Annotated in this window: 7 protein-coding genes; all 7 read right to left on the minus strand. The window is 43.9% G+C overall.

Annotation, left to right across the window (positions count from 1 at the left end; translation table 11 throughout):
- Positions 1 to 91: 91 nt before the first annotated feature.
- Complete coding sequence (gene tuf, locus Q8865_04380; GenBank protein ID MDP4152668.1) at positions 92 to 1294, minus strand: elongation factor Tu; 1203 nt, start codon at positions 1292 to 1294, stop codon at positions 92 to 94.
- A 94-nt stretch (positions 1295 to 1388) separates the two neighbouring features.
- Entirely contained in the window at positions 1389 to 3470 is a 2082-nt protein-coding gene (gene fusA, locus Q8865_04385; GenBank protein MDP4152669.1) for an elongation factor G, read from the minus strand.
- 21 nt (positions 3471 to 3491) lie between these two features.
- Positions 3492 to 3962 carry a 30S ribosomal protein S7 gene (gene rpsG, locus Q8865_04390; protein ID MDP4152670.1) on the minus strand — a complete coding sequence of 157 codons (471 nt, stop codon included), beginning with the start codon at positions 3960 to 3962 and terminating at the stop codon, positions 3492 to 3494.
- 169 nt (positions 3963 to 4131) lie between these two features.
- Entirely contained in the window at positions 4132 to 4557 is a 426-nt protein-coding gene (gene rpsL / locus Q8865_04395; protein MDP4152671.1) for a 30S ribosomal protein S12, read from the minus strand.
- 103 nt (positions 4558 to 4660) lie between these two features.
- Positions 4661 to 4906, minus strand: coding sequence for a ribosomal L7Ae/L30e/S12e/Gadd45 family protein (locus Q8865_04400; protein ID MDP4152672.1), 246 nt, complete (start codon positions 4904 to 4906; stop codon positions 4661 to 4663).
- 154 nt (positions 4907 to 5060) lie between these two features.
- Positions 5061 to 8798 (minus strand): DNA-directed RNA polymerase subunit beta', encoded by a 3738-nt coding sequence (rpoC, locus tag Q8865_04405; GenBank protein MDP4152673.1) that lies wholly within the window; start codon positions 8796 to 8798, stop codon positions 5061 to 5063.
- Between the two features lie 19 nt (positions 8799 to 8817).
- Complete coding sequence (rpoB, locus tag Q8865_04410; protein ID MDP4152674.1) at positions 8818 to 12558, minus strand: DNA-directed RNA polymerase subunit beta; 3741 nt, start codon at positions 12556 to 12558, stop codon at positions 8818 to 8820.
- Positions 12559 to 12962 lie beyond the last annotated feature (404 nt).

The following is a 12962-nucleotide window of genomic DNA, read 5'->3' on the forward strand; positions in this document are numbered from 1 at the left end:
TAAATTAATTTATTTAATTTAGATATTAATATTCTTAATCAGTAATAAAAAAAGAGAGCAAATGCTCTCTTTTTTTATTAAAAGCTGTTAATTAGACTTCGATCTCAGTAACAACGCCGGATCCAACAGTTCTGCCACCCTCACGGATAGCGAACCGCAGACCCTTTTCAATAGCGATAGGAGTGATCAGTTCTACATCCATTGTAACGTTATCGCCAGGCATGCACATCTCAACGCCTTCAGGTAGATTAACTACGCCGGTAACGTCTGTAGTTCTGAAATAGAACTGAGGTCTGTAGTTATTAAAGAAAGGTGTATGTCTGCCGCCCTCTTCTTTAGTAAGAACGATAACCTGACCTTTAAATTTTGTATGAGGTTTAATGCTACCTGGTTTAGCAAGAACCTGTCCTCTTTCGATCTCGTTTCTCTGAATACCACGAAGCAGAGCACCGATGTTATCACCGGCTTCAGCGAAATCAAGCAGTTTTCTGAACATTTCGATACCGGTAACAACCGTCTTCTTCGGAGCGTCCATCAAACCAACGATTTCAACTTCCTCTGCCATCTTAAGAACGCCTCTCTCAACTCTGCCGGTAGCAACAGTGCCACGACCAGTAATTGTGAATACGTCCTCAACAGGCATTAAGAAAGGCAGGTTGTCATTTCTTTCAGGTGTTGGGATATAATCATCAACAGCATCCATAAGCTCAAGGATAGGAGCATATTCAGGAGCACTCGGATCGGTAGATGTGCTCTCAAGTGCTGTAAGAGCGGAACCTTTGATTATAGGTGTATCATCGCCAGGGAAATCATAAGCTGAAAGAAGTTCGCGAACTTCCATCTCAACGAGATCAAGAAGCTCAGGATCGTCAACCTGGTCAACCTTATTTAAGAAAACAACAATGTTCGGCACGCCAACCTGACGGGCAAGCAGGATGTGCTCACGGGTCTGAGGCATTGGGCCGTCAGCTGCGGAAACAACTAGTATAGCACCGTCCATCTGAGCTGCGCCGGTGATCATGTTCTTAACATAGTCAGCATGTCCTGGGCAGTCAACGTGTGCATAGTGTCTTTTATCAGTTTCATACTCAACGTGAGCTGTATTGATTGTTATGCCTCTTTCTCTTTCTTCCGGCGCCTTGTCGATCATATCATATGCTTCGAACTTTGCCTTGCCCTGGAATGCAAGAACCTTTGTAATAGCCGCAGTAAGAGTAGTTTTACCATGGTCAACGTGACCAATCGTGCCAATATTGACGTGGGGTTTATTTCTTTCAAATTTAGCCTTTGCCATTACCTTTTTTCCTCCTCTTTTCTTATGAGAAATTTATAAATCGTGAAAATATAATATAATTTTTTTTACCAAAATTCAAGTGCTTTTTTGCTTATTATTCAGCCTTTTTACGACCGCTTATAATCGCTTCAGCAATACTCTTCGGAATCTCGGTATAATGTGATGGCTCCATTGAATATGAGCCGCGTCCCTGAGTCTTAGAACGAAGGTCTGTCGCATAACCGAACATCTCTGACAGTGGAACAAATGAGTCGATCTGCTGGAAACCTGGTCTTGCGATCATGCCCTGAATCTGACCACGGCGTGAGTTCAAATCACCCATAACGTCGCCCATATACTCCTCAGGAACAGTAACGTCAACCTTCATTATCGGCTCTGTCAAAACAGGATCAGCTTTTCTCATAGCCTCTTTGAAAGCCATTGAACCGGCGATCTTAAATGCCATTTCGGAAGAGTCGACCTCGTGGTAAGAACCATCATAAAGGGTCACTTTACAGTCAACAACCGGATATCCGGCGAGAACACCTGAAAGCATTGCACCCTGAATACCTGCATCAACAGCCGGGATATATTCCTTCGGGATAGCACCGCCGACGACCTTGTTAATAAATTCATATCCCTTGCCGCTTTCGTTCGGCTCAAGAATGATTTTAACGTGACCATACTGACCTTTACCGCCGGACTGTCTGGCGTATTTAACGTCAACATTCGCAGACTTTCTGACTGTTTCCTTGTAGGCAACCTGAGGTTTACCAACGTTAGCTTCAACTTTGAATTCACGAAGCATTCTGTCAACGATGATTTCAAGGTGAAGCTCGCCCATTCCGGCGATTATCGTTTGACCGGTTTCCTCATCAGTATAGGTTCTGAAAGTCGGATCTTCTTCAGCAAGCTTAGAAAGGGCTATGCCCATTTTCTCCTGACCTGCTTTGGTCTTTGGCTCAATTGCGACACGGATAACCGGCTCTGGAAACTCCATAGACTCAAGTATGATCGGATATTTTTCGTCACACAGAGTATCACCGGTAGTTGTATTCTTCAAACCGACAGCTGCAGCGATATCGCCGGAGTAAACCGTTTCAATATCCTGCCTGTGGTTCGCATGCATCTGCAGAATTCTGCCGAAACGCTCTTTATCGTCCTTAACTGAATTCAAAACGCCTGCGCCCTTGTTAACTGTTCCGGAATAAACACGGAAAAAGCACAGTTTACCAACAAACGGGTCTGTCGCGATCTTGAATGCAAGAGCTGCGAAAGGAGCGTTATCATCAGTCGGTCTCTCTTCCTCTTCCCCTGTCTCAGGATTAACGCCTTTGATATGAGGAATATCAAGCGGAGAGGGCATAAAATCAACAACTGCATCCATAAGTTTCTGAACGCCTTTATTTTTATAAGAAGTACCGCACACAACAGGTACTATTTCATTAGCAATTGTCGCTTTTCTAAGTGCTTTTTTGATTTCATCGACGGTGATCTCCTCACCCTCAAGAAACTTCATCGCTAATTCATCATCGGTGCTGGCAACAGCATCAAGCATTGCCTCTCTGTATTCTTTCGCACGTTCAGCCATATCTTCAGGGATATCTTCAACACGAATATCTGTTCCAAGGTCATTGTAATAGATATATGACTTCATCTCTAGAAGATCAACGATTCCTTTGAATGATTCTTCAGATCCGATAGGAAGCTGAATGGGAACAGCGTTAGCTTTAAGCCTATCTTTCATCATGCTTACAACACGATAAAAGTCCGCGCCCATAATGTCCATTTTGTTTACATATGCCATCCTCGGCACATGATATTTATCTGCTTGTCTCCACACGGTCTCTGACTGCGGTTCAACCCCGCCCTTGGCGCAAAATACAGTTACCGATCCGTCCAGAACACGAAGTGAACGTTCAACTTCAACTGTAAAGTCAACGTGTCCAGGCGTGTCGATTATATTGATGCGGTGGCCATTCCACTGGCAGGTGGTAGCAGCAGAAGTAATTGTAATACCTCTCTCCTGCTCCTGTTCCATCCAGTCCATTGTAGCGGCACCCTCATGAACTTCACCAATTTTATGAGTTTTACCTGTATAGAACAGAATACGCTCAGTGGTGGTAGTTTTTCCGGCATCAATGTGTGCCATTATGCCAATATTCCTTGTGAGTTCAAGCGGGAATTCTCTCGCCATTGTATATCTCCTTCAAATAATTTACCATCTGTAATGTGCGAAAGCCTTATTAGCTTCTGCCATCTTATGGGTATCGTCTTTCTTCTTTACAGATCCGCCGGTGTTGTTAATAGCATCGAGCAGCTCGTTTGCAAGTCTTTCCCTCATTGTCTTTTCTCCTCTTGCGCGCGAGTAAACTGTTAGCCAGCGAAGCCCCAGTGTCTGTCTTCTAGCAGGTCTTACCTCTATAGGAACCTGATAAGTAGCACCGCCGACACGTCTTGCTTTAACTTCAAGAACCGGCATGATGTTTTCCATAGCCGCCTCGAAAACTTCTAATGGATCTTTACCTGTTTTTTCTTTAATTATATCAAATGCACCGTACACTATTTTCTGTGCTACGCCCTTCTTGCCGTCATACATAACGTTATTGATAAGGCGAGTAACCACCTTACTGCCGTACAATGGGTCTGGCAGCACATCTCTTACGGGAACTGAACCTCTTCTCGGCACGTTCTTCCCTCCTTCATAATAATTGATATAATAGGTACTCGAAAGCTTATTGCCCCCGTCAGCCCTGCCGAGATTTAAAGAATCCTACTTAAAGTTCGGTATATATGTTAAATCACGGACAAAGCAACGAATGCTTTGCGTAAATATTTACGCATCAATTTTGCGAAAATTACTTCGCAGCCCCAGCTTTGGGACGTTTAGCGCCGTATTTAGAGCGGCCCTGTCTTCTCTTGTCAACACCCTGCGCATCAAGTGTTCCTCTGATGATGTGGTAACGAACACCAGGAAGGTCTTTAACTCTTCCGCCTCTGATCAGAACAACACTATGCTCCTGCAGGTTATGACCTACGCCAGGGATGTAAGCTGAAACCTCTGTCCCGTTGGACAGACGAACTCTTGCCATCTTTCTGAGCGCTGAGTTAGGCTTTTTAGGTGTCATGGTCTTAACGGCCGTGCACACGCCTCTCTTTTGCGGTGACGACTGGTCTGTTGCTTTCTTCTTTAAGGTGTTAAATCCTCTCTGAAGAGCCGGTGCGGTTGACTTTTTAAACGAAGTCTCTCTTCCGTTTTTGACCAGCTGATTGAATGTCATCATGCGGCAAATCTCCTCCTTTCAAAAATAATAATATATGCACACGCTAAAATAAGGGTTACCTTAAAATAGCGGAACATGTGTAGTTTTTGCGCGAATAGGATAATTATTCTTTTATAATTGCAACAACTGCCGCTCCAACGTCTATTTTACATGCAGCGCCGAGCTTTTTCATGGTTTCAACCTCAACAAGTGGAATACCTTTTTCTTTAGCTAAGTTTACAGCAGGCATCAAAACGGTTGGCGCAGCATCCGCTGCTGTTATAATAACCTCGGCACGGTTTTCACGAAGCACTTTTTTGACCTGCTTGATGCCCACAACATGTGGTTTGGACAAAAGTGTGTCAATCATAATTAAACTCCATGCACCTCAATATGACAAAATTTGCTGCCGCCGCTAAACAAGCGACGCGCCGATTCATTCATTTAACAATTTTAATAAAACCGAGTTTTGCACCCCTTTACATGAAAGGGGTGCAAACACACGCATAATATTATACCAAAAATTACTGGGCGCTGTCAACACCATTTATTTTAGTACCTGTCTCAGTAATTTCAACATCGCGGTAAATTCCCATACCTGTTCCCGCGGGAACAAGCTTACCGATAATAACGTTTTCTTTAAGTCCAAGCAGAGGATCAACCTTGCCTTTTGTAGCAGCGTCAGTCAATACACGAGTTGTCTCCTGGAATGAAGCCGCCGACAAGAACGAGTCTGTTTCAAGGGAAGCTTTTGTAATACCCTGCAGAACCGGTATCCCAGTCGCCGGGCGAAGTTCCACTTCATCGGATACTCTGTCTTCTATCTTCTTGTTTTCTTCATCCATCTCATAGCGGTTAATCATACTGCTCATAAGCAGCGGCGTGTCTCCGCCGTCCTCTATTCTGACTTTCTTCATCATCTGACGGACGATAACTTCTATATGCCTGTCGTTGATATCAACGCCCTGCAGTCTGTACACACGCTGAACTTCCTGAATAAGATAGTTCTGAACAGCTGCCGCGCCAAGGACATCCATAATTCTATGGGGGCTCGGAGCGCCCTCAGTAAGTTTTGTGCCGACTTTAACATGCTGACCATCTGCAACACGAATGTCGAGCCCGTAAGGAATAGCATAATCTCTTCTCGTTGCCTCCTGAGGAACATCGGCAGCTATAGTAATCTGCTTTATGCCGCCTGTACGCATTTCAAGAAGCATTTTTTTATTGATAACTGAATCTTTTTTATATAAAACTTTGTTTTTCTTAGAATCGACTACATCGCGGGCAAGGATATTTCCGAGATAATCATCAACCGGAGGAACATTAGACATACCCTGAGGTGCAGTAGTGTCGATCTCCGTATCAATAATGACATGCTTGATTTTCTTCTCTTCTGTAATAGATACGACGCCTTCGACCTCGCTGATGATAGCTTCCTTTTTAGGTCTTCTTGCTTCAAACAGTTCCTCAACACGTGGAAGGCCCTGCGTGATATCGTCTCCAGCAACGCCGCCGGTGTGGAATGTTCTCATCGTAAGCTGTGTACCAGGCTCGCCAATTGATTGAGCGGCAATGATACCGACTGCTTCTCCCACGCTGACCTTTTCTCCTGTTGCAAGGTTGGAGCCATAGCATTTCGAGCAAACTCCATAACGTGCGCGGCATGTCAGCAGTGTTCTGATTTTAACAGACGTTATTCCGGCATCGACAATACGTTTAGCCATATCATCACTAATAAGAGTATCTGTATCTACGATTACTTCGCCTGTTTCCGGATGAACTACAGGTTCTGCAACATACCTGCCAACAAGTCGGTCAAACAGCGGCTCAATTATTTCATTTCCTTCTTTTATGTCGGAAACGATTATGCCCTCATGTGTTCCACAGTCGTCCTGTCTTATGATAACATCCTGCGCAACGTCGACAAGACGCCTGGTCAGATAACCTGAGTCAGCTGTTCTAAGCGCGGTATCAGCAAGACCTTTTCTCGCGCCTCTGGAAGATATGAAATATTCAAGAACTGTGAGGCCTTCACGGAAGTTGGATCTGATAGGAATTTCGATCGCGTTACCGGAGGTGTTCGCCATCAGTCCGCGCATTCCTGCAAGCTGTCTGATCTGATTAAAACTACCACGTGCTCCGGAATCAGCCATCATATAAATTGGATTGTAGCGTGAGAAACTTTTTCGCAGAGCCAGCGTAACATCTTCAGTCGTCTTAGTCCATATTGCAACCACTTTATCATAACGTTCATGGTCGGTCAAAATACCGCGCCGGAACTGTTTTGTTATCCTCTCAACTTCCTGTTCTGCCTTACCTATAAGTTCCCATTTCTCTTTTGGCACTTCCATGTCAGAGAAAGAAATAGTGAAGGCACCGCGTGTTGAAAATTTAAAGCCAAGGTCTTTTATATTATCAAGGATCTCAGCTGTCGCTGCCGGACCGTGCTTTTTGATGCATCTGTCGATTATTGCGCCAAGTTGTTTCTTACCGCATGTAAAGCTTATTTCAGGAACAAACTCATTATTAGGATCGCTTCTATCGACATAACCAAGATCCTGCGGAATAGGTTCATTAAATATCAGAAGGCCAATAGTTGTATCAATAAGTTTAGAATGTATCTCTCCATTTACTTCTTTCGTAATTCGCACTTTGATAGCAGCATGAAGTGATACCTCTCTGTTGTCATATGCAAGCAGAGCCTCATCCACTGAGCTGAACGCCTTGCCTTCGCCCTTTTCGCCCTCTTTCTTAAGAGTCAGATAGTAAGAACCAAGCACCATATCCTGTGAAGGAACTGTAACAGGGCGGCCATCCTGAGGCTTTAATAAGTTGTTAGCTGAAAGCATAAGGTATCTCGCCTCTGCCTGAGCCTCTGAGGAAAGCGGAACATGGACAGCCATCTGGTCTCCGTCGAAGTCCGCATTGTAAGCTGTACAAACAAGAGGGTGAAGTTTCAACGCTCTGCCTTCTACCAGTATCGGCTCAAATGCCTGAATTCCAAGTCTGTGAAGCGTTGGCGCACGGTTCAAAAGAACGGGATGGTCTTTGATAACGAATTCAAGTGCGTCCCAAACCTCATTATAAGAACGCTCAACCATCTTTTTGGCGCCTTTAATATTATTCGCAATGCCGTCTTCGCAAAGTTTCTTCATAACAAATGGTTTGAAAAGCTCAAGAGCCATTTCTTTTGGAAGACCGCACTGGTATATCTTAAGATCAGGTCCGACGACAATAACCGAACGTCCGGAGTAGTCGACACGTTTACCAAGTAAGTTCTGTCTGAAACGTCCCTGTTTACCTTTTAACATGTCTGATAAGGATTTAAGCGGACGGTTGTTAGGTCCTGTTACAGGTCTGCCGCGTCTGCCGTTGTCAATCAGTGCGTCGACAGCTTCCTGAAGCATTCTTTTTTCGTTGCGTATGATTATATCAGGAGCAGACAGCTCCATAAGCCTTTTCAAACGGTTATTACGGTTTATTACACGGCGGTACAGATCATTTAAGTCACTCGTTGCAAAACGTCCGCCGTCCAGCTGAACCATAGGACGGATCTCAGGCGGGATAACAGGAACAACGTCGAGAATCATCCATTCCGGTTTGTTGCCGGACTGACGAAATGCCTCAACAACCTCAAGTCTTTTTATAAGTTTTGCACGCTTTTGACCTGTTGCTGTTTCAAGCTCTTCCTTAAGCTCTACAGACATTTTTTCGAGATCAAGCTCGGAAAGAAGTGTCTTTATAGCCTCCGCACCCATTCCTGCCTTAAATGAATCTTCGTATTTTTCCTTCATGTCCCAGTATTCTTTTTCGGAGAGTATCTGTTTCTTTGTTAGAACAGTGTCTCCCGGATCAAGAACAATATATGAAACATAATATAGAACTTTTTCAAGGTGGCGGGGCGATATATCAAGGATCAGTCCCATACGGGATGGAATACCTTTGAAGTACCAGATATGCGATACTGGAGCAGCAAGTTCAATATGCCCCATTCTCTCACGGCGAACCTTTGAACGTGTGATCTCAACGCCGCAGCGTTCACATACCTTGCCCTTATAGCGAATTCTCTTATATTTACCGCAGTGGCACTCCCAGTCTTTCTGAGGCCCGAAAATACGCTCACAGAACAGACCGTCGCGCTCCGGCTTCAAGGTTCTATAGTTTATGGTTTCAGGCTTTTTAACTTCGCCTCTTGACCATTTTCTTATTTCATCGGGTGAAGCAATGCCGATTTTTATACTATTAAACGTATTAAATTCCATTAACAGCTTTCCCCCTTAATTAAAATATGAAGTCGTCGTCATTGGATTCTTCTTGTTCTTCAGCCGTATCCTCGAACTCATCAAAAATATCATCTACTTCACTGTCTATTTCGTCTTCGTCTTCAGTGAGATCTTCCTCAACATCATCCTCAGCAGTATCTTCGCCCGGCAAATCTTCCATCATATCCGGAGGAATTTTAGCAAGGCCCATATCGTCGCCTTCATCATCCATATTTTCAGAAAGCTCTATTTCCTCGTCATTTTCATCAAGGACTTTCATATCAAGACCAAGTGATTGAAGTTCCTTAATAAGGACTTTAAATGACTCCGGAACGCCAGGCTTCGGAACATTTTGACCCTTTACGATCGCTTCATAAGTTTTCGAACGTCCTGTGACATCATCAGACTTAACAGTAAGGATCTCCTGCAAGGTATATGCAGAACCATACGCCTCAAGAGCCCAAACCTCCATCTCTCCGAAACGCTGACCGCCAAACTGAGCTTTTCCGCCCAGAGGCTGCTGAGTAACAAGGGAGTAAGGTCCAATTGAACGGGCATGTATCTTATCATCAACCAGATGAGCAAGTTTTAAGAAGTACATATATCCGACAGTTACCGGGTTGTCAAACGGAAGTCCGGTACGCCCGTCGTACAGCGTTGTCTTACCGTCTTTACGAAGGCCGGCAAGCTCAAGACTTTTTTCTATATCGTCCTGATTTGCGCCGTCAAATACAGGGGTCATAATCTTCCAGCCCAGCTGTTTTGCAGCCATGCCAAGGTGAACCTCGAGAACCTGAACGATATTCATACGCGAAGGAACGCCGAGAGGATTCAGCACTATATCAAGCGGCGTGCCATCCTCAAGGAAAGGCATATCCTCAGAGGGCAGGATACGCGAAATAACACCCTTGTTTCCGTGACGTCCAGCCATTTTATCTCCGACAGAGATTTTTCTCTTCTGAGCAATGTAGCAGCGGACAACCGTATTGATACCGGGAGCCATTTCATCGCCGTTTTGACGGGTAAATACCTTGACATCAACGACGATGCCGCTTTCACCATGTGGGACCTTAAGTGATGTATCTCTAACCTCACGCGACTTTTCACCGAATATTGCTCGAAGCAGTTTTTCCTCACTGGTCTGTTCGGTTTCGCCTTTAGGAGTGATCTTTCCGACAAGGATATCCCCTGATCTAACCTCAGCGCCAATGCGGATAATCCCGCGTTCATCCAAATCTTTTAACATATCTTCGCCCAGTCCCGGAATCTCTCTTGTGATTTCCTCAGGTCCGAGTTTCGTATCGCGTGCCTCTATTTCGTATTCTTCAATATGGATTGATGTATATACGTCATCACGTACAAGACGCTCATTTATAAGAACTGCATCCTCGTAGTTATAACCTTCCCAAGTCATAAACCCGATGAGAACGTTTTTGCCAAGTGCGATTTCGCCGTTATCGGTGGAAGGGCCATCCGCTATGACGTCACCTTTTTCCACGCGCTGTCCGAGGGTAACGATCGGTCTCTGATTTATACAGGTCCCCTGGTTGGAACGCAGGAATTTTATGATCGGATATTCATCAAACCCGCCTTTATCAGTTTTAATAACGATCTTATCAGCGGAAGAACGGTAAACCATACCGCCTTCTTTTGCAATCACAGCAACGCCCGAGTCATAGGCAGCCTTGAATTCCATGCCGGTACCTACTATTGGGGATTCTGTGCGCAAAAGCGGAACTGCCTGCCTCTGCATGTTTGCGCCCATAAGAGCACGGTTTGCGTCGTCGTTTTCAAGGAATGGGATCATAGCAGTAGCAACTGAAACTATCATCTTCGGTGAAACGTCGACATAATCTATTACTGATTTATCAACTTCTAGGATCTCATCACGATAACGAGCGGCAACACGCTGATGAACAAAGCGTCCCTCTTCATCAAGCGGTTCGCTTGCCTGAGCTATCGTATAAGCATCCTCAACATCCGCGGGCATGTACTCAATTATGTCTGTAACCTTACCAGTATCTTTGTCGACCTTACGGAAAGGAGCCTCTATGAAACCGTAATCATTTATACGGGCAAATGTTGATAGGTATGAAATAAGTCCGATGTTAGGACCTTCAGGCGTCTCGATCGGGCACATTCTGCCGTAGTGAGAATGGTGAACGTCACGTACTTCGAATCCTGCACGGTCACGGGACAGACCGCCGGGTCCAAGTGCTGACAAACGTCTCTTATGTGTAAGCTCAGCCAGCGGGTTTGTTTGATCCATGAACTGGGATAATGGTGAAGATCCGAAGAATTCTTTTATAGCCGCTACAACAGGTTTGATGTTAATAAGCGCCTGCGGAGTAACAACGTCAATATCCTGAATGGTCATACGTTCACGAATTACACGTTCCATCCTTGACAAGCCGATCCTGAACTGGTTTTGAAGCAGTTCGCCTACGGCGCGGATACGACGGTTTCCAAGATGGTCGATATCATCGGTTTCACCGATATCATAGGCAAGACATGAAAAATAATTTATTGATGAGAAGATATCGTCAATAGTTATAACGTTCGGAATAAGATCCGTTACATGCTCAGACAGTGCTTTTTTGATGTCTTCCTCTGTTTTATTGTTTTCAAGTATCTCACGAAGAACCCTGAATTTGACCTTTTCAAAAATTCCGGTTTCGGTGACATCGAAAGAAATAAAATCTCTTATATCAACCATTCCGTTTGAAAATACTTTTACCTTTTTACCTTGTGCTAGGAGATATACAGTATCAACACCAGCTTTTTCGATCGCATCAGCCTTTTCACGGTCGATCTGCTCGCCCTTTTCGGCCATTATTTCACCTGTCAGCGGATTCACGACATCTTCGGCAAGCACATGCCCTAATATACGCATCCCGATAGCAAGCTTTTTATTGTATTTAAAACGTCCGACTTTGGATAAATCGTATCTGTGCGGATCAAAAAACAGGTTATTTATAAGTGTTGTCGCACTGTCAACTGTGGGCGGTTCACCCGGACGCATCTTACGATACAGCTCTAAAAGACCCTCTTCGTAGCTTTTAGCGGTATCTTTATCTATCGTATTTAAAAGACGCTCGTCTTCGCCGAAAATAGCTTTGATCTGCTCGTCGTTGCCGGCGCCCAGCGCACGGATTAGCGTTGTAACCGGAATTTTTCTGTTCTTATCTATCCTGGCATAAAAAATGCCGTTGGTGTCATTCTCATATTCGATCCATGCGCCACGGTTAGGGATAATAGTTGCAGAATAAAGCTCAATAGCCGATTTGTCTATCTTCTTATCGAAATAAATACCCGGAGAACGAACGAGCTGTGATACAACAACACGCTCAGCTCCATTTATAACAAAAGTACCACTTTCTGTCATGAGAGGAAAATCGCCCATGAAGATCTCCTGGTCTTTGACCTCTCCGGTTTCCTTGTTTATAAGCCTGACTCTGACCTTGAGAGGAGCGGCATATGTTGCGTCTCTTTCCTTGCATTCCGTTACACTGTATTTTGATTTGGATTCAAGTTTATAATCTATGAATTCCAGCACAAGGTTCTGAGAGTAATCAGTAATGGAAGAGAGATCGCGAAACACCTCTTTTATGCCCTCTTCTACAAACCACTTATACGATTTTTTCTGCACTTCAATAAGATTCGGCATCTCGAGTGCTTCTTCAATGCGTGAGAAACTACGGCGTATGTTGGTTCCAAGCTGTTTTCTTTTAACGCCAACGATACGTTCTGTTTCCGACATTTCAGCATTGTTTAAAACCGCAGAAGCGTTTGAAGCAAGGCTTGTCTTTTTGGTCATAGGCTTTATCACTCCATCCTTTTTATTTGAGGCTCGGCAAATATGTCAAAATATCTTGAAAAAATGACTTCAATATGTAAAATATATATAAGTAGCAATCATAAAAAGAGCAGACGTTTGCATTATGATGCAGTATAGCATTTTATCATATTGTCAAGTCACTGTCAACAAAAACCTTATATTTCTTTTGATTTTTTATTGCTTATTTGCGTATACGGTGATATAATAATTTACTTTTTTCTGATATTTTACAGTTTTCAAATTATGTAGTTATATATTTTATGGGACACGTTTTATTTTATACTGGTAATATATCCATTTTTAATCATTTATAATATTTTTTATTA

The sequence above is a fragment of the Bacillota bacterium genome (genome assembly GCA_030705925.1).
In the GTDB taxonomy this organism is placed as follows: Bacteria; Bacillota; Clostridia; order Oscillospirales; family Feifaniaceae; genus JAUZPM01.

Bases quoted from the DNA above. Each gene is read 5' to 3' on its own strand.
- fusA (MDP4152669.1), bottom strand. From the start codon at position 3,470: ATGGCGAGAGAATTCCCGCTTGAACTCACAAGGAATATTGGCATAATG.
- Q8865_04400 (MDP4152672.1), bottom strand. From the start codon at position 4,906: ATGATTGACACACTTTTGTCCAAACCACATGTTGTGGGCATCAAGCAG.
- rpsL (MDP4152671.1), bottom strand. From the start codon at position 4,557: ATGATGACATTCAATCAGCTGGTCAAAAACGGAAGAGAGACTTCGTTT.
- rpoC (MDP4152673.1), bottom strand. From the start codon at position 8,798: ATGGAATTTAATACGTTTAATAGTATAAAAATCGGCATTGCTTCACCC.
- tuf (MDP4152668.1), bottom strand. From the start codon at position 1,294: ATGGCAAAGGCTAAATTTGAAAGAAATAAACCCCACGTCAATATTGGC.
- rpoB (MDP4152674.1), bottom strand. From the start codon at position 12,558: ATGTCGGAAACAGAACGTATCGTTGGCGTTAAAAGAAAACAGCTTGGA.